Genomic DNA, 18091 nt, shown 5'->3' with positions numbered 1-18091 from the left:
AACCCGCCGAAGCGGGTGTTAATCTGCAAGCTTGCCGAGGAATCCTTCTAAACCATTTTCTTCAGTTTCCTCTTCTGACTCCTGCCACTTAAGCAAGGCATCATCAAGACTGACCTTTCCGCCCTGCGAGTTAAAAACTGCAGCCGTAATTTGTGCGGCATGAAGATCTGCACGCCTGCCGCCAATGGGACTGATTCGGTCGAACTCCATCCACAATTTCAACTCACTGGCAGGAAGCGTGCTTTTTAGTTCATGCAACGTGCGCCCCAACTGGAGCGCCAATGTCATTAAGAAGAAGGTTCCTGGCTCTCTGACTTTTTTTCAGCCGCTTCCGCCGTAGTGCTTAAGTCCAGCGCTTGCTTAAGCAGCCGAGAATGCACCGGCCCATAAATGCCTTCGACCAGCGCACGGTCTTCTTCACTGAAAACTGGCTGATCTTTATCGTCCAGCAGCACATCGATAAAGAGCACAACATCGGCCTGCATATTCCTGTGAACAGTCTGTGCAGGGGTCAGTTTTACAGGCTCCTGACCTTCTGGTACCTCAGGGCTAATGATCTGCTGCCATTCAATCCAGCCCTTTGAAGAAGGTTCACGGATCGTCACCGACGCATTGCCCCATTCAGGGACTGTCACTACTTTCTTACGAAAACCCGACAGCGGCGCCAGCGCCAGGTCACGAAGTGAAAAAACTGGTTTGCTCATTGTCTTTCCCAATAAATTACAGGTAATAAAAAAGCGGCCGAAGCCGCTGCTTAAGAGGTTGCCTGAATGATAGGGATCGGCTTACCACGCACGCGAAGAGAGTATGTTGCGGCGACCACGGAAGAAGTTGCCGCTGACCAGGTGCTCTGGCGAACCTCCACAAGAATGTAGTAACCATTGCCCGAGGCGAATTTCACACGCAGAGCGCGAAGTTCGTCATTCTCATAAGCTGTTTGCAATGCGCCCTGAGCCTCTTCGTCCCCAACCCAGTTACGGGTAATGCTCATTTCAGCTGGAGCGGAGAGACCATTGGTTTGCTCCTGCTCGGTTGAGCACAGCGTAGTGACATCAATATCCCCTTTCTGGCCGCCGGTGAAGGAAATTTCTTTGGTGGCACAGGTAGCCTCCAGCCAGGTGATACCCACACCAGGGAATGCAGGCGCGGTAAAATCAGCAACGGACACGGGGGCGTCGCTGATGGCAAACGTCATCCCTTTTGTAACTTCGTATTTACTCGACATAAGTTCTCCGGACATAAAAAAACCGCCCGTAGGCGGTTATTGGTGAGGTGATGGGTTATTGCTGGTTCTGAATTTCCAGCATGGCACGGTAGAGCCCTGTTTCGGACTCATATCCGTTGGTTCTATTGAGTTGCGTGAAATTCAGTGGGGCCAGCGCGTTTTGTACCAACTCACGAATTGCGCGGGCTTCATCAGGCGATTTCGCGTAAACATCGACCTGAACGGAATCTGTTTCTTCGGCAGGGCCACAAAGGGTGTCGCCAAAGTTCTCGCTGAAAATACTGAATACTATCCATGGTGCGGCGACAGCGGTTTGGCCCTCGGCATTCAGCGGTGCTACGTAGGGATAAACTTGCCCCCCGGCCAGATCCCCGATGAGGCCAAAAACGTCAGCTTCCGTCATTTTGATAGTGCCTCATCGATGGCCTTATTCATCTCGTCAAAACCAGCTTGCGCCGCCAGTTCCTGATTTGTGTCATAGGCTGGTCTGACAAATGGATTTGCGGGTAACTTAGAGGTCCCAAGCTCAATGAAGCGCCAGTAGAACGCATTATTGCGACTCGTTCCCTTAGTAGTGTTATCGCTGTTCGTGCCTTTGGGATTAGTGCCGCGAATATGCACCCCCGCCACCGCTTCACCCGGTCCGGATTTGCGGCTAACGACCACTATATTACGAGCCAGTTTACCGGTTCGTTTTGGCGCCCCATCTTCCACAGCATCGCGCAAAACCTGAGCACCCGCTCTTGCTGCCTGATTGAGGACTTTTTTAGTTTCCGACTTACTTAAAACAGCCAGGTCTTCAGCCAAATTCAGAAGATCGCTAAAATCTAAATTTGCTCCAATCATGCTTTCACCCCCTGATTACAGAGAATTTCCAACTGCGTCATTCTTGAGTCTGGGATTGGGGGACCTGATATTTCTAAAACCTGTCCTTTAAAGGGTCCTGACTCGCAGACAAGCCGGGATGAAGCGCCGATGTCAGCGCGATAGCGCACCCATACACGTATCGTTGCTTCGGCCTTTTCCGCCCCTGACGCCACAAGTTCACGCCCGCTTATGCCTTTCACTTCAGCCCAAACGGTAGCTGTATTCGACCAGACCTTTTCCGGCTGCCCGGATGGCTTTCTGGATTCAATAAAATTCTGAATGGTTACCCGATCACGAAGTCGTCCGGCCTGCATATAGCACTCCTTAAACGCCGTAAATTCGGTACGGCTGCAAAAGCGATTCCACAGCAAATGGGATAGACGAGGTAATGTTGCCGATATTTACCGCCTCCCTGTTGGCATACCAGTGGCCAATCAGCAAAAGCATCGCTGCCCGGATATCGTCATCAAGCAACAGCCTGTTTTCGTCTGTGTCGAAACCAGGATCCGTGTTCAGTAAGTAAAGCGTCCGGCGCGTCCACGTTTCAACATAACGCTTCGCAGCACCGGTATAAATTTGGAATAACGAATCATCAAGGGTGAAATCAGGTTCAACCCGGCAATGATTTTTTACGATATCTAGATCAAGTACTGCGGCGGGATCGGCCATCTTTCGCCCAACCTTTTACGTAAGAAAAAGCGGCCCGAAGGCCGCCATAAAATACAGATTTAGCTGCCGGAACCAGGCGCGGTGAATGCCCCGTAAATGAAGGCTTCCGGACGCTTAACTGCCAACGCCAGACGCTCCTCGCAACGAATCGAAATCATGTTCTTTTCGAAGTCGTCGGCGTTCTCAGTACTGATCACCACATTGGCGTCCTCACGGTCAAACAACTGAGCCGCCGCATTAAAAGCACCAGTCAGGAATTTGCCCTGGAATGCAGCTTCTTCAGTGGCGACAACCGGGAGTCCCCAAAGAGTCGGTCCGATCAGACCGGATGGGTTAGCCAGAATGTAACGGCCCAGCGTGTCTTTCGTCAGCTCGATCTTCGCCCAGTCGATGAAGTGGAGTACATGGCCGGATGCAGGGAAACGCGCCAACTGTGCCTGCAACATTGCCAGACGCAGATCATCGATGCCGTTTTGCTGTTCTACCGTAAAGGCTGGGTCGAATGCGGTAGCCTGCGGCACGATGCCATGAAGATGAACACCGGTACCATCGCCAAAGAGAATTTCCTGTTCTTCAACATATTTCAGGCCATAACGCATTTCCGCATCAATGGTTGATTGCAGTTGAGAAAAGTCATCAAGGATCTGTTTGGATGCTTTGAACATGTGCGCAATGGTAGTGACTGCAGTGATTTTTGTTGCAAACTGAATGCCGCTGTATGGCTTGGTCGTACCTTCCGGAACAACCTTCGCGGCATTAGTGAAGCCAGTTTGCTGCACCCAGAAAATCGCTGGAGCGCCAGTGCGCCCCGGAGCAATCAGATCGCGGATGAACAAGCGCTGTTTTGGAGCAGTGTCAATGCCTGGCAGTCGCTGCGGTTCAACTACACCGTCGGCGACATCCGGGGACAGTAATGCCGCATTCACAGGAATGTTTACACGCTTGCCGCCTTCAACACTCGCCGCGAAGTTCTTCAGCGCTTCGGAGCTGATCACCACTTTACCCACGGTCTCAGCGACTTTGGCAGCATTGTTCAGAGGCATCTGCGCGACGTGCTGTTCCAGATCGCCGAGTGCGGCTTTCAGCGTTTTTTCAGCTTCACGCAGGGCATTGAACTCAGATGCCATCTGATCGACTGCTGCCTTTGTTTCTGTAGAAAGAGACCCGGATTTTTTGGCCTCTGTCAGCGCTTCTTCTGCCTTAGCACTGAATTTGCCATTAGCTTCTTCAATGCTCGCCGTGACTTTTTTCAGAATATCGTTTACTTCAGACATGATGTTTCCTTATTTGCCGAACGCGGCCAGCGCGTCTTCAAGTTGTTTGATGTTTTCAGGGTTTGGTGCATCGGTAGCGCTCGGCTTACCTTGTTGATTGTCAGTAGCGCCCGGCGTACTGGCAGATAAAGATTTGAGAAGTTTTCTGCGCTCAGAGCGCGGGGTATTGGCTTTCGCTAACAATGCGTCAAGCTTACGCAGCGCGGCTGCCGGGCTTTCATCACCGTCAGAGATTTCATCTGCAGAAAGAAGGCGGTCAGCAAAACCTTTTTCGACCGCATCGTTGCCACCGATATACGTTTCGTTATCCATCATTTCTGAAACGTCTGAAGCATCAAGGCCACTGCGGGCAGAGTAAATATCCTGCATGGCGCGATCGAAAGGCTCCATGTCCTGGGCTGCCCGTGCAAGGTCATGCCGGTTTCCTACCGCGTAAACCCAGCAGTTATGGATCATCAGGAACGCCCCGCGACCGATCTGCACCTCATCCCCGGCCATTGCGATAATCGACGCGGCAGAAGCAGCGATGCCCAGCACTTTTACGGTGACTTTGCCGCTGTATTCGCGAAGCTGGTTATAGATTGCCAGCCCTTCGAACATGTCACCGCCCGGCGAGTTGATGCTCACTGTGACGGCTTCGCCGTTCATTGAGCGAAGAGCACCAGCAATTCGGTTAGCGGTAACACCTTCCCCCCAGTAATCAGAACCGATGACATCGAAAATAGAGATCGTGTTGTCGTTGCTGTTGGCAGCCTTAATGCCACCGTCCCAGCGATCCAAAGCGGCCGGCGATAGCTCACTGGTAACTTTCGCGCACGGGCGCCCCTCCGGCGCGGCCGGAAGATTCTTTAATGACATGGGATGGCTCCTAAGCCGCCTTTTTCAGCGGGGAATGTTCGAAAGAAATATCGGGGAACAATTGGTTATGAAGCTCGAGCAATGCGTTGGCTCTCGCTGCCTGGTTGTTTTGGCGTAAATCTTCAAGCGCGGTGAGGTTCAGCTGCACGGTATAAATCTCGCCGCCCGGGATCGGCGGTAGATTTTCCAGCCGGCGGACATCGTTGCGGCTCATCCAGCCATTCTGCAAGGCGGTAGTGTAATAAGCCGCACGCCCGGCGCTGTCAGCGCGGAGTAAACCTTCCACCGAGAATTCCGCAAAATAATCTTCATCATTACCCAGCAGACAGCGCGCTATCTCCTGCTCGATATTGACAAGCAGAGGGCGCAGCGTGTTCGTCAGGAATAACAGGTTCATGCCTTCGACGCTGGACGCCCAGCTGCTTTGTTTGGTCATGTGCCCTACCATAAACGGCGGGATCCGGAACCAGCGGCAGATTTCTTCAATACTGAAAGAACGGCTCTCCAGCATTTGCGCTGCCTCAGGGTTCATCGTTACCCCCTGATAGGTCATGTCACCTTCAAGCACCATGACCTTACCGGCATTTTTCGAGCCTACAAAAGAACTCAGGTTCTGCTTTAACTGTTCTCTCTGCTCTTTATTAATGTCTGTTTTTGCACTAATAAACCCTGAATTCTGTATGCCGTTCTCAAAGATTTTCGCGGCAGATTCCTCAACCGCCATTGCCGATCCAATGACATCACGACCGGCCATCATCGGCATCATGCCACATACACCATCGAGGCCGAACCCGCGAATATGCATCATGTTTTTCACAGGAATAACGCGCTGACCGTTTTTATCGGTGTAGGTGTATTGCAATTGCCCGTTATCAAGTCGCTTAACGACCATGTTTTGCGGTAACAGCGGGTTAAGCCCAACCAGCTTTTGACCAATCATCAGTTTTTCTATGAAGGCATTACCCCGCATGCAGATACTTGCAACGAGCATCAGCATAAATCTGGATGGTGTCATTTCCCCGTTGGGCTGCTTACAGAGCACTCTATATGCTGGGTGATCGGTGGCCAACTCCCGAGAACCGTCCTTTTCCCGCTTATAGACTTTCAGCGGCAGCGTTGATACCGACTCACTCAGCAGCCGTGCGCAGGCCCAGACGGCGGACAACATGATCGCCTTATCAACGGTCACCGTTTTACCGCTACTGCTGGTTCCCATCCACTCCTGCCAAAACGTGCCGGTGGTCAAACTGATAGGTACACCGAGCCAATTTAAAAGGGCGCTTTTTACGCGCCCCGGTTGTTTTTTGGATTTCATCAGACACCTATCATTATCGGATCTTCGAAGAAGTCGGTTAAGTCCTGCTTATCATCGCCGCCATTGACCAGTAACCGGCTCTTCGCCGTAAACAGTGCAACCGGTCCGTCGATTTTGTTTTCTGGGGTCGATTTATTGGGGAAGATATTGTCGTTTTTGTCAGGTTTAACCGTGACGTTTGACATCATCCACGTCATCACCGGATTGCCGTCGTGGTGGATTTTGCTTCCGTACACATCGGCCTGTACTGACTTCATCGCCTCAGACAGGTTTTTAACTGTTTGTGCAACCTCAACCAGCGGCAATCCCTCTTCAGCCAGTGCCAAACTAAACTGTGTTGCACTCCACGGGTCGAACGCGATTTCCTTCAGGCTTTCGCCTTTTACCCACGCTTCCACTTCGGCCTTGATGTAGCCGTGATCGATAACGTCACCATCGGTTAAGTCCAGATAACCCGCATCTGCCCACTTCCGGTACAGTTCGGAAATATGCTTCGGCGCGGTCTCCAGTCTTCCCTCAGGGATCCAGAATTTCGATTTCGTGTGAGTGTGGCCGGATGGAGAACGCCACGTTTTCACTGCGGCGCAAATATCGATTTTGTTTGCAAGGTCGATACCCACCCAAAGTGGCCAGTTGCGCAGTTCATCATCGGGTGCGATGTCAGCACATTTCGCCCAGCGGTCCATATCCATCCAGGCGCTTTCAGCCGTCACCCAGATATTTAGATGCTTCGTAAAGAAGTTCGGACGGGCGGCGATCTGCTCTTTCGCCTTTTTTGCAAGACGGCGCATATCGTCCCAGCGCTTACAGATGCCAAGCCCCGGATTCGCCTTCGGCCAGTTCTTTTCATCAAACGGGTCGTCGTCTTCATCAAGCGTATAAATGACAGCAAAATAAGTGTCATCGTCCACCACGCCGCGCAGCACTTTTATCGCATAGTCGCGCTGTTCGAAACAGATACCCTCTTTGTTAGATCCTGCTGTCGTAATGGCAAACAGCAATGATTGAAGACGCGCGCCGGTGGCCGTTTCCAATACGTCCCAGACGTCACGGGTGCGGTGAGCGTGAAGCTCATCCACGATCCCGCAATGAATGTTCAGGCCGTCGAGGTTATTTGCGTCGCTGGAAAGCGGTTCAAACTTTGAGGCTGTTCTCTCCTGATGGATGTTCAGTTTGACGTGACCAAACAGTCTGCCCAGTGTCCGGGGCGCTTTCTTGATCATGTTCTTCGCATCATCAAATACGATACGGGCCTGATCGCGTGTGGTCGCTGCTGAATAAACTTCGGCACCACCCTCACCGTCCGCGCCGGTCATGTAAAGCCCGATACCGGAAGAGAGCGTTGATTTTGCGTTTTTGCGGGCCACCTCGTTATAAGCAGTACGGAAACGACGAACCATGATTGCATCGCCGTCTTCATCGAACACCTGTTCCCCGGTCATTTCATCGATCAGGGGGATAACGAAGCCAAAAAGATTAATCAGAATGAAGATGTCCCACGCCATGAGCTCTATCGGCTTGCCAGCCAGTGCGCCTTTAACGTGGGGGACGAAGTTATAGAAATCGAGGATGTGCTGGGCACGATCCTCACTGAAGTAGACGCCGCGTTCCGGCCCATGCTCTAAATCGTTAAGGAATCGTTGGCACGAAAGCCGCACCAGTTCGCCAGCAACAATCTCGCCAGTCAGCACACGTTCTGCGTACTGAATACCTTCCGAAACGGTTGCCATTCATCATTTGCGCTTTTTCAAAAATTCTTCGAGTGGATCGGCTTCCCCTGCACCATCGCTGCTTACCTTGCTGCGTGAAGCGGGTGTCATGCCGAATTCTGCCATCATGCCGCGGAGGCGTTTCCAGGCATCTGCCATCATTCCAACCCGCGGATGAGCTTTAATCAGAGTGTCGCCTGTCATCGTCTTTGTTTTGTAGGTTTCCCCCTCCTCATCCAGAATGTCTCGGTGACTTCTCCATTCCACATAAGCACCGATCAACAATTCAAGTGCCATTCCATCGAGATGTGTGATCATATTTGAACCATCCAGCTCCTCACCGATCCGCTTGAACCAATACTTCTCTTGCTTATTGAAATGCTTCGGAACTGGGGGTACCCCTGACGGAGGTTTTGGCTCTGACTTGTTTATTGCTCGTTTTGAAGGGTTCCCCTTGATCAAACGCAGATTCGTTGGGGTTCTCGGTGGTCCAGACATGATAGAAAACTCCTATTAATCGCGATTGGGGATCCCCATGAAAAAGGTTTCCAACCTGCGGGCGCGTAACAAAAACTTAGGCGGCGGTCCTGAAGCGTGAAAGGCCTGAACTTTCGACCCGCCCTCCCCCTCGGAAATGAGAATTGATATCATTTGCATTGAAATGATTCAAAATGCAACGATTTATCATGTTGTTGATAATAATTATCACTTTAGTCGTTCCCGACCTGTTTTACCCCGATGACATGGCCAGCACAGGCTTTCGAGGTTGTCCGGGTCATCGGTACCCCCATTGGCTTTGGCAACGATGTGATCGACGGTTGTAGCTGGTGTGATCCTGCCCTGTCGCGCGCACTCCTGACACAGGTGCTTGTCGCGCCCGAGGATGAGCGGTCTGAGTTTGTCCCAACTGGTGCCATATCCGCGCGCATGCCTTGACTGTCCCCGCTGGTGCTGCTGCCATCCTTCATTGCGGTGCGTCTCACAATAACCAGAACGGTCTGTCGTGGTTAGGCCGCATCCATGCTTACGGCATGCGCGGGGAATTGCTGCTGGCATATTATTTACCTATCAGGGTGATACAGCGAGACGCCATGCGCGCCGCCGCTCTACCCTTGGTTGATTGTCTGGGTGTCGCTCGACCGTGACGCCGTCTGCATGATCCACCAACGAGTAACAGGGATAGATGACCTTGCCGCCCAATGCATCACCGACTGCATAGTCAGCCGCCTTGGTGCGGTTCCAGTTCTGCATGATGCGGCTTAGTCCGCTAACTGGCGGGCTGTAGCACACGCCATGTATTAGCCTGTCCATCGAGATGTGGGCAGCTCGGCATCTATCGGCATCAATCAGGCTGGCTGCGATATGCTGCTGGTACTGCGGAGGGCGCCCGGTACCCAGATAGAAACTGATGAGATTATCGGGGAACTTGGCCAACCACTCATTCACTCCCTGGGTAAAGTCCGGTAATGGCAGAGCATCATCCTCAAGTATTACCACGCGACAGTCCTGCTGACTGGCCCACTCGATAGCGCGTCTGTGATTCCAGTTCGCGCCGTGATCTTCTTCATCGATCAACAGGTGCGCGGACAACATGTCAGCGAGGCGAGTCGCCATGTCTCGGCGCTGGTGGTGCCCTACAACGCAGAAGGTCACTTGTGCCGATACCATGCGAACTCCTTACCGATGCCGTCAGATTTAAAAATGGTATGTACTTTGGGGCCAGTCACGATACGGTCACCGAATGACTTCGCCACGATGCCAAACGCACCCATATCAAACGGAGTCGCTGGCGTCTTTCCCTTATCCCAGAACCTGTGGCTTTCGCTGAGGTAATGCAGACGGACTATCTGGTGTGCAAAATCCATAACGTCAGCACGACAGCCTCCGAGCAGACCAGCATTAAGCAACGGGCTGTTACGGTGTTCGCTAAGGAAGTCAGCGTAACCTTTCCCGTGATGGTTCTGATGCATCCACTGATCTGAATATGTCTTGGGTTCAGAGCCAACATATATCTTGCCGGGCTCCATCTCTGCCCACGGTTCGTGCAACATCTCAACGTCAGTGCCGTCGGTACACCACACGAAGCGGTATTCAGGGTGAGCCCTCAGATACTGGTATATGTGCAGCCACCGAGCGAAGTAAGGACTCATCTGCAAAGCTGGAACTGAAACGAGTGCCGCGCCCGCGGGTGCATTGCTGAGTTGGTCAGCCAGCACAACAGCATCCGCGCCGCGAATTGACGATGCCCACGTGCTGAGCAGAGATGCATCCGGCTTAATCACGGCACCGCGCTGAGGATCCGGCTGTCCGGTCAGCAATGAAGTGATTACCACATCATGCTGGCGCCGGAATTCAGCATAACCGGCATACCCAGAATCACGACGGGCATTGAAAATGGTCACATTCTTCCGTACCAATGCTTCACGGTCAGGCTGAGCGACAGTGCGATTAACCGCTTCATGTTCATCAAGCGAATAAATGAGGGCTTCAGAACCGGCAACATCGGCATTTGCCCAGGTCGTCAGGCCAGCGTTATGAATACGCAGGGCCAGATCGGGATGTTCGTACATGCCACGGCCATAAACAGTGTCAAAGCCGCCGACTTTTTCAATCGCGCTGCGGTGGTAATAAAGCATCACGCCGCGTTGGCCGGTATAAGCGATATGCTGTTCGTCGCGATATAGCACAGCCATATCGTTCAGCTTCTTAGCGCCAGCCAGATCAAGAAATTGGTAAGCAAGGTGAGGCTCTGGCGATTCGACGTATGGGACATGCCAGTTATCACTGATCGGATAGGCATCATCGTCCCATAGAAAAAGGTGCTCACACCCCGCATCAATCAGCGCCTCAAGGCTCCGGTTCTTCGAAGCCACGATCCCGAGTGATTTCTCATGCCTGATTATTTCGATACCGGCAGCGGTAGCCGCTGGCACTGAACCATCGTCAATCACGATTAACTTAGCGCCAGCCGTTAGATATTTCAGATGCTGTTCAATCGTCTTTGCCAGAACAGCGGGTCTATTATGGGTGGTGATGGCAATTCCAACCCGAGAGCCCGAATTGCACGCAGGCGCATACGGGACACCATCGATAGTGACCTGCATATTAGCTCCAATAAAAAAGCCCGCCGAAGCGAGCCTTGGATAAAACTAAATATATATTTAACTTATGCGCTTAGACTTTTTCTTTCCATTAAACGCATCCTCAGTTACATAAAAGATGTGAATCCACATAGAGAAGACAAATACTGCAGCAGCACTAATCCATGCAATTGCAGGAAGTCTTGCGTCCATAAATCCACCATAAGGAATTACGGACCAACAAAGACTGACATATGTATAGCATATGAAAAGAGGTATAAGGTTCAGTCTACTCAGAAGCAATAAGACAGCAGAGACCCCATAAACTAGCGCGAAAGTTAACCCAAAAGACACCTTTGCATGCTCAACTGTCATGAACACAAGGCACAGGTTGAATACAATAACTTCGGCAACTATAAGCCAAAGATTCCCAATAGATGGACCACCATAAGCAATCCGGTGTAAACTTTTTTTGATTTCCTTCAAATCATCTTCTGTACTCATTTATATACCCTTCTTAAAAAGCGAACAACGTTCGCAACGGCAAATAAGCCTAAGGTGAACACCCTGACTGTGTTCAGGTATATTGATTTTCCTTTTTCATAATGTTCTTTCCACATCTTACTAATTCAGGAAAGCTGGTTCAATATAATTATACAAAGTGTAGCTTGAGGAGTTCAAAGTTGGAAAAAATCTAAAATAAAGCGCCATTTTTGCATGAGTCTTGTTCAGGATCACGCAGCGCTTTACAGCGTGGCTAACCGTTTAAGTATGCGTTGCACCGTGATAATCGCCATCTTTCAACGTGTAAAGTCGGTTAAAGCTCAAATAGATTTTGTTGGTCATTTAGCTGCACCTAATAAGTTTTCATGTCTTTCATCATCAATCTGGCGTATTCCGGCCAATTGGTTGTTAGCCTGCTCTATCAGGGTGAGTAGCGGGTCAATCCACAACACAGCCTGACAATAAGTTATTCGCTTGGTGGTAGTGGCACTAACAGCGGCTTTAACAGGCTGGCTGGTATCGGCGTACATTGCGCTGGAACGTAAACGGTTCGCGTAGTCGTACAGGCCGTTAGCAACATCAGCAGGGATAGGCAGAGTGCAGCTCGGCTCAGTTTTGAGGATTGTCCGGTATTCAATTTCTTTCTCCTGGCTGTCACCGATGATTTTGACGGCGTACTTTTGGGCAGCGCCAGCAATTTCATTTGAGCGCTGGAAGGTAAATGCCTGTGTCGATATTGTCAGTGCTTGCAGGTTATTATCACTTTGCAGCTGATCGGCTTTACCTTCGGACTTCACTGCGTTTGCGTGAAAATGAAAAGCCAGCGCCAGCAGAACGGCAATCACACTAGTAATCACCAACCCGCCAACTACAGCTGCTTTGCTATTCATGAGAGAAGCACCCCGATAAATAAGCACCAACCCCAGCCGGGGGCACGAAATAGCACCAGCACGAAACCGAAGAAGAACATCATTCCCGCTGCTGAGTGCCTATCCATCCAACCCCCAGCACGTCAGTTCGCTTTCCTGATCACGTCGTTGCACCTGACCGAAGCAATTATTCGCACGTATATTGCAATCCTTGCCATCGTCCCTCACCCAGCGTTTTATCTCTGAGCAGGCACCGCGTTTATCGCCAGTATTAAGTTTGCGGTAGAACGTCGAAGTAAAGCATTTCGCCGGACCGATGTTGTAAGGGCAAAATGAAGCGATTCCGGCAATTTGTGGCTGCGTCAGCGGGACGGTGACGTTTCCCTTTACCCAGGCAATCGCCTTATCTGACTCCAGCTTATTTACCTGGGCGCATTTCGCTGCTGTGAGCTTCATTCCCTTGTAAACAAGACGGCCATCAACACGGGTTGCGCCGCGGCAAATAGTCCAGCCCCCCACGCCATCTTGATAAGCAGTCAGGCGATTACCTTCCTTTTCATCAAGAAACTGGCCGAGGATAGCTGAAGCACCGGCACCAGAAATAATCAGAGCAATTACAGCTTTGCTGAGTTTGCTTTTGATACCAGGCTGAGTTGCCATCATTCACCTCTGAGTGCTTTGCGGCGGTCTTCTTTAATTTTGAAATAAAGGTTTGTCAGGTATGTGAGGAGCGCAACAGCTATACCTGCCAGCACACCTATAGCGTTCCACTGATCCGGACTAAATGCATTCAACAGGCCGTTCAGGACGCTACCGGCAGAGGCTCCGTACGCAATGCCTGTAGTCAATTTGTCCATTCTCATAGTCTCCCCCTCCGGTTGTCCGGTTGGGTGCGTAGTCGAGGGTAGTTTAGCGGCGCAGTCCGTTTGCGAAAGCATGAGTGGTTAGCTGATTGACTGGCCGCCAAAACGAGAAAAGGCCACCAAATTGGCAGCCTCAAAAACGCAAAAACCCGCACATTGGCGGGTTCAAATAATTTCTGTAATTAAAGATGTAGTCTCTGCCCCACCCGGCGCTTATCTCCGGCACTCTTAATGGCTTAGCTCTTGAAGGGGCCAGATCATAATCTCAGATTAATCCCGATGACATTTAACAATTTTTGCGAAATTAACCATTTTCAGACCAACAAAGTACAACGTTGTGATCCAGACCCAATAATCAGCGACCATTGCAGCACCGATGAAACAGACAAGGCAGCCGTTGGAATAATAGATTTCTCTAACTAATAATGCCAAACAGCTTTGCCCATTCTTCTATCTGGGATCGATATATAAACTGAATAGACGGCGGAGAGTAAGGGCCTTCGCCTTCTACAACTTGTGCAAGGCAAGGAAATTCTTTGGGTGCCCGTCTCAGCATTTCTCTTTCAAGCTCGTCCGCGTCGAAAAGCGAAGGAAATTCCTCATCCAAGTGAAGGTAGCCGTTTAGCATCCATTCGCGATACTCAAATTCGTTAGTTAGTAACTTCATGCCGATGGTCTCATATGATGTTTTATATAAGATAGCAGGCATTCGACAAATGAACGAAGATGCAAATCCACATTTCAGAAACGCAAAAGCCCCGCAATGTGCCAGGCTTGAAATGAGCGTTGGTTCCGTTTATCCAGCGTCTTTAGACCGAAACCTAAGGTAGCGGGTAAATTGTGTTTGGCTGGTAAAATAACCATCGGGGGATAAAACCCCAGACTTATCTGGGGTCGTAACGTGTTATGAGGTATTTGACTGTTCAGGGAATATTTCTCCGAAAGTCTGTTTATACCGTTCCTCTTCAAGTTCCACGCCGAGCGCGAAACGGCCCAGCTTGATTGCTTCTTTTATCGTGGAACCTGATCCCATGAAAAAATCCGCAACTACATCACCCGATCTACTGCTGGCGCTGATGATATCTCTCATCATCTCGGCTGGCTTTTCGCACGGATGTTTGCCCGGATAATACGGAACTGACTTATATGTCCATACGTCAGTAAATGGCACAAGACTCGTAACAGCGAACGGCCTTCGGATCCGCTTCAATTCATCAACAAGCTCCGCATAGTGCCGAGATAATGAATCATATTCCTTTACTAACTGATGGTGTGGAAGTTCCAGTTTCTGGAGACGATGTTTTTCACGTCCAACGCGCTCAAATAAACATTGCAACGCTAAGTAGTCTTTCTCACTCGGTAATTGCCACTGGCTTTCACTAAACCAATGCGAAGCCATTTGCTTGCCGGTTGCCTCATGAATCTCTTTCGCTGTGATCCCTAAAGCTTTACGGGCATTGCTGAAATACTCCACCAGAGGCTTGAGCGTGTTTTTGCGTTGCTCCTGGCACTCGATTGAATAGCTGGAGGACTTCCCTCTATACGGACCACGGTAATGCTCGGCGAAGAGGATCCGCTCAGTGGCAGGGAAGTACGACCTCAAGTCTTCTTTGTGCTGCCTGTTCCAAGGCCCAGAAGGTTTGGCCCAGATGATGTGGTTTAGAATTTTGAAGCGCTCACGCATCAGCAACTCAGTGTCAGCAGCTAAACGCGAACCACAAAAAACATACAGGCTGCCAGATGGTTTCAATACCCGCCAGAACTCCGCAAACATCTCATCAAGCCAGGCGAGGTAAGCTGATTCACCTGCCCACTGATTATCCCACTTACATGATTTAACCCGAAAGTACGGAGGATCAGTGGCTATCAGGTCAATGCAGTCATCAGGTAAGGTTTTAATGTATTGGAGTGAGTCAGCACAAATAATATTTATACTGTTTAAATTTACAGTATTTCTCATAGATCAGAGACGCCCTTTTTGATAGGCTCCATTTGCTGTGTGCACATCAGCAATGGGCCTCGGTTCGCTCGTGACCAACTAACGGGCGAATGGCGTGCACGATGTTATCAGCATCATGTTCGCCGCCCATTCCACAAACAATTAAGCCCTGGCTGAAGCCGGGGCGTTTTTTTTCATTCAATAAAACTTATCGCTGCTGTTGTCCTCACAACCGAATTGAGGGCATAAAAAAAGGCCGCCAATTAGGCGACCTTATGTATTTCTGGGTGGGTATGAGCTTAAGATTGTCTTTTAAACTTAGCAAAATGCTTTTTTTTCATAAATTGTTGCTTTTTGCAAAAATATAAAAAAATCGTTTCTCAGGTATTGACAGGTTTGTTGCGCCAGCAACGACGGGCGCTTAGGACCGTCCGGAAAAAAATCTCCCCAACTTATCCACAAAACGCGCCATTTTGTTCACTTGCAAAAGGTTTCGGACCACTCTATCTTGTTGATCGAAGCGGAGGAACGCCTAGATGTTGTGTGTATAAGTTATTGGATATGACATCAGGAATTTTTCTACTGCGGAAAAGTATTGGGGAGCCTTCCTGCAAGAAGACCCCCCGATATACGAAACGAGTTCTTTTGGAAGACCCCGCTAACGCATACGTTACAGTGAGCAGATTAGCGTTTCCAATAATATTGTCAAGTAACATGGGTCTGTTGCTTGGCTAAGGAATCAACGATGTCTAGCTCTAACTTAGCCCAACAAATCGGGTTCGCGTCAAGAAAGTCAGTGTATGTTAATCGCTATCAACGCATTCGTTACGGGCGTTTGGAGCATGTTATTGATCATTTCCGCTCGCCACCTAACTGAGTGAGCATCCTGAACAGTAACGCGAAGCTCGGCATGAAAATGCCGGGCTTTTTTTTTGATTTAAGAAAACTGGACCCTACCGAAAACAGGTTCTGAGATTGTCTAAGCTTTGTGACTACGTGACTACTCTTAACAGATTACAATGCTTTTTGCGTACGCGTTACATTTTTCGTATATTTGTAAGTTCCTAACACACAGTTAAAGAAAAATTATAACTTAGTAGAGGAAATCTCATGGATAACTTAGTTTTTCAACCATTCAGTAACTTTAATCACAACGATCCCTTTTTTGATTCCCTTAAAGCAAACTATGCTGAGTTTCCTCATTGGTTAGAAAAAAAAGCTAAAGATGGTGAGTCTGCTTATGTACTTTATGGTGATGACGAATCCATTGAAGGTTTCATGTACCTCAAAGAAAACGATGATGGAGGCGGGATTGAACCAGAATTACCTGCAACAAATCATCTCAAAATTGGTACATTCAAGTTTGAATCAAAAAAAACTCTACGTGGGCAGCGTTTTTTAAAAAAAGCATTTGATAGAGCTATATCCTCAGGAGCGGAAGACATTTACGTCACAGTTTTTGAGGAGCACGCGCATCTCATTCGGTTGTTTCAGACATACGGTTTCTACAAACACGGTGAGAAAAACACTCCGAATGGAAAAGAGATAGTATATGTCAGGTCTTTCAAAGATATAAATGGCGATGTTCTTCTTGATTACCCTCTAGTTATTGAAAAAAACGTCAAGAAATATCTATTGGCAATCTATCCGGAATTTCACACGAGATTATTTCCTGATTCCAAACTTATAACTGACTCACCCGATATTGTTCAAGATGTTTCTCATACAAACAGCATCCACAAAATTTACATATCAGGAATGAGATCTGTAATGAGAATGAAAAGAGGGGATATTATAATTATATATAGAACGAGCGACGGAAAAGGAAAGGCTTTCTTTAGAGCAGTAGCCAGTTCAATTTGCGTTGTAGAAAGCGTTAAAACAATTAATGATTTTAATGATGAAGAAAGTTTTGTTTCTTATTGCGGAAAATTTAGCATTTTTAGTGAGGGGGAGTTAAGAGAAATTTATCGCTCAAAAAAATCACCCTATGTAATTCGTTTTACTTACAACCTTGCTTTGCCTAAGCGCCCTACCCGTGGTAGTCTTATAGAGGACGCAGGACTAAATGGTACCGAAGGCTACAGATGGAACCATTTTGAGTTAAAAGATGCGCAATTTAACAAAATTCTTGAATTAGGTAGAGTCGATGAAAGTTTTATTATCAATTAAACCTGAATTTGCCGAAAAAATTCTAGACGGTAGTAAGCGTTTTGAATTTAGAAAAGGTATATTCAAAAATGAAAATATTACTACCGTCGTAATATATGCCACCATGCCCATTGGGAAATTAGTGGGTGAATTCCATGTGGAATCAATCCTATCCGGGCATCCTGATTTAGTTTGGAAGGAAACGAAAAAATTCGCTGGCATATCAAAAGAGTTTTTTGATTTATATTATGAAGGTCGTCAGAAAGCATTTGCCATTAAGATAGGAAGCGTGGAAAAATTTTCCGAGCCGTTACCTATCACCTCATTAGGTAAAAATGTGACACCTCCACAATCATATCGCTATCTTTCATCTTAAAATAACCCGGCTTTAGCCGGGTTTAATATTAAATATCTAACATACAAAAACAGCCAAGTATAAAACCTTGTGCCGTTTGCATTTCCTTCCTAATCGTTCCGTCTGAACACTTACGCCTTTTGGCAATTGTCCTGAGTGAAATATTGAATACATAATGAAGTATTACTAACTCGCATTCTTCTTTTTTGTATTTCTTTAGCTTAGAGACACACCCATCAATCATAATGCCTTCATCATCACAGCATTGTAAACGTGACTTAGAGGTTTGTGGCAAAAGTCCCTTAAATCCTGCCGCTATAGGGGAAAAATCAACGCCACTATTATCGCTTGCTGCCCAAGCGCCCCAAAGTTCTAAAGTCTCATGAATATCACGCATTATTATCTCCACACTA

Annotated in this window: 24 protein-coding genes; 2 read left to right on the top strand and 22 right to left on the bottom strand. The window is 48.7% G+C overall.

Annotation, left to right across the window (positions count from 1 at the left end; genetic code table 11):
- Positions 1-18: 18 nt before the first annotated feature.
- From J1781_RS11615 to J1781_RS11515, 21 genes are all read right to left on the bottom strand, one after another.
- Positions 19-288 carry a phage tail assembly protein T gene (locus tag J1781_RS11615; RefSeq protein WP_217233601.1) on the bottom strand — a complete coding sequence of 90 codons (270 nt, stop codon included), beginning with the start codon at positions 286-288 and terminating at the stop codon, positions 19-21.
- A complete protein-coding gene (locus J1781_RS11610) occupies positions 288-704 on the bottom strand; it encodes a phage tail assembly chaperone (protein ID WP_217233600.1) in 417 nt (138 codons plus the stop codon). Before J1781_RS11610 ends, J1781_RS11615 begins: the two co-directional genes overlap by 1 nt.
- A 50-nt stretch (positions 705-754) precedes the next feature.
- Positions 755-1225, bottom strand: a complete 471-nt coding sequence (locus J1781_RS11605; protein WP_217233599.1) for a phage tail tube protein — start codon at positions 1223-1225, stop codon at positions 755-757.
- A gap of 55 nt (positions 1226-1280) precedes the next feature.
- Complete coding sequence (gene gp17 / locus J1781_RS11600) at positions 1281-1628, bottom strand: tail completion protein gp17 (RefSeq protein WP_217233598.1); 348 nt, start codon at positions 1626-1628, stop codon at positions 1281-1283.
- On the bottom strand, positions 1625-2071 hold the full coding sequence (locus J1781_RS11595) for an HK97-gp10 family putative phage morphogenesis protein (protein ID WP_217233597.1): 447 nt from the start codon (positions 2069-2071) through the stop codon (positions 1625-1627). The genes gp17 and J1781_RS11595 overlap by 4 nt, the downstream gene beginning before the upstream one ends.
- Positions 2068-2406 (bottom strand): phage head closure protein, encoded by a 339-nt coding sequence (locus J1781_RS11590; protein ID WP_217233596.1) that lies wholly within the window; start codon positions 2404-2406, stop codon positions 2068-2070. The genes J1781_RS11595 and J1781_RS11590 overlap by 4 nt, the downstream gene beginning before the upstream one ends.
- Before the next feature lie 10 nt (positions 2407-2416).
- Positions 2417-2761, bottom strand: coding sequence for a head-tail connector protein (locus J1781_RS11585; RefSeq protein ID WP_217233595.1), 345 nt, complete (start codon positions 2759-2761; stop codon positions 2417-2419).
- A gap of 59 nt (positions 2762-2820) precedes the next feature.
- The gene (locus tag J1781_RS11580; protein WP_217233594.1) at positions 2821-4035 is read right to left on the bottom strand and encodes a phage major capsid protein; all 1215 of its coding nucleotides are present in this window, start codon (positions 4033-4035) and stop codon (positions 2821-2823) included.
- A 9-nt stretch (positions 4036-4044) separates the two neighbouring features.
- Positions 4045-4893, bottom strand: coding sequence for a head maturation protease, ClpP-related (locus J1781_RS11575; protein WP_217233593.1), 849 nt, complete (start codon positions 4891-4893; stop codon positions 4045-4047).
- Positions 4894-4903: 10 nt separating this feature from the next.
- Positions 4904-6208, bottom strand: a complete 1305-nt coding sequence (locus J1781_RS11570; RefSeq protein ID WP_217233592.1) for a phage portal protein — start codon at positions 6206-6208, stop codon at positions 4904-4906.
- Entirely contained in the window at positions 6208-7938 is a 1731-nt protein-coding gene (locus J1781_RS11565) for a terminase large subunit (RefSeq protein WP_217233591.1), read from the bottom strand. Before J1781_RS11565 ends, J1781_RS11570 begins: the two co-directional genes overlap by 1 nt.
- A 3-nt stretch (positions 7939-7941) precedes the next feature.
- The gene (locus J1781_RS11560) at positions 7942-8415 is read right to left on the bottom strand and encodes a phage terminase small subunit P27 family (protein ID WP_217233590.1); all 474 of its coding nucleotides are present in this window, start codon (positions 8413-8415) and stop codon (positions 7942-7944) included.
- A 207-nt stretch (positions 8416-8622) separates the two neighbouring features.
- Positions 8623-8973, bottom strand: a complete 351-nt coding sequence (locus tag J1781_RS11555) for an HNH endonuclease (RefSeq protein WP_217233589.1) — start codon at positions 8971-8973, stop codon at positions 8623-8625.
- Between the two features lie 12 nt (positions 8974-8985).
- Positions 8986-9585, bottom strand: coding sequence for a hypothetical protein (locus J1781_RS11550; RefSeq protein WP_217233588.1), 600 nt, complete (start codon positions 9583-9585; stop codon positions 8986-8988).
- A complete protein-coding gene (locus J1781_RS11545) occupies positions 9567-11021 on the bottom strand; it encodes a glycosyltransferase family 2 protein (RefSeq protein ID WP_217233587.1) in 1455 nt (484 codons plus the stop codon). The genes J1781_RS11550 and J1781_RS11545 overlap by 19 nt, the downstream gene beginning before the upstream one ends.
- A gap of 57 nt (positions 11022-11078) precedes the next feature.
- Positions 11079-11501 carry a hypothetical protein gene (locus J1781_RS11540; RefSeq protein WP_119822328.1) on the bottom strand — a complete coding sequence of 141 codons (423 nt, stop codon included), beginning with the start codon at positions 11499-11501 and terminating at the stop codon, positions 11079-11081.
- Between the two features lie 338 nt (positions 11502-11839).
- A complete protein-coding gene (locus J1781_RS11535; protein ID WP_129952718.1) occupies positions 11840-12391 on the bottom strand; it encodes a hypothetical protein in 552 nt (183 codons plus the stop codon).
- A 99-nt stretch (positions 12392-12490) separates the two neighbouring features.
- Positions 12491-13030 (bottom strand): lysozyme, encoded by a 540-nt coding sequence (locus J1781_RS11530; protein ID WP_217233628.1) that lies wholly within the window; start codon positions 13028-13030, stop codon positions 12491-12493.
- On the bottom strand, positions 13030-13233 hold the full coding sequence (locus tag J1781_RS11525) for a class II holin family protein (protein ID WP_013577792.1): 204 nt from the start codon (positions 13231-13233) through the stop codon (positions 13030-13032). The genes J1781_RS11530 and J1781_RS11525 overlap by 1 nt, the downstream gene beginning before the upstream one ends.
- A 415-nt stretch (positions 13234-13648) precedes the next feature.
- Positions 13649-13900 (bottom strand): hypothetical protein, encoded by a 252-nt coding sequence (locus tag J1781_RS11520; protein ID WP_129991853.1) that lies wholly within the window; start codon positions 13898-13900, stop codon positions 13649-13651.
- A gap of 237 nt (positions 13901-14137) precedes the next feature.
- Positions 14138-15193 carry a DNA-methyltransferase gene (locus J1781_RS11515; RefSeq protein WP_217233586.1) on the bottom strand — a complete coding sequence of 352 codons (1056 nt, stop codon included), beginning with the start codon at positions 15191-15193 and terminating at the stop codon, positions 14138-14140.
- 1089 nt (positions 15194-16282) lie between these two features.
- On the opposite strand from J1781_RS11515, the gene J1781_RS11510 reads away from it, so the two are divergent.
- On the top strand, positions 16283-17344 hold the full coding sequence (locus J1781_RS11510) for an N-acetyltransferase (RefSeq protein WP_217233585.1): 1062 nt from the start codon (positions 16283-16285) through the stop codon (positions 17342-17344).
- Positions 17322-17699 carry an ASCH domain-containing protein gene (locus tag J1781_RS11505; RefSeq protein ID WP_217233584.1) on the top strand — a complete coding sequence of 126 codons (378 nt, stop codon included), beginning with the start codon at positions 17322-17324 and terminating at the stop codon, positions 17697-17699. The genes J1781_RS11510 and J1781_RS11505 overlap by 23 nt, the downstream gene beginning before the upstream one ends.
- A 28-nt stretch (positions 17700-17727) precedes the next feature.
- On the opposite strand, the gene J1781_RS11500 is transcribed toward J1781_RS11505, so the two are convergent.
- Entirely contained in the window at positions 17728-18075 is a 348-nt protein-coding gene (locus J1781_RS11500; RefSeq protein WP_217233583.1) for an antiterminator Q family protein, read from the bottom strand.
- Positions 18076-18091 lie beyond the last annotated feature (16 nt).

The sequence above is a fragment of the Rahnella perminowiae genome (assembly GCF_019049695.1).
GTDB lineage: Bacteria > Pseudomonadota > Gammaproteobacteria > Enterobacterales > Enterobacteriaceae > Rahnella > Rahnella perminowiae.
The sequence above is the reverse complement of the archived record's forward strand: the minus strand, read 5'-3'. Positions and strand labels throughout refer to the sequence as shown.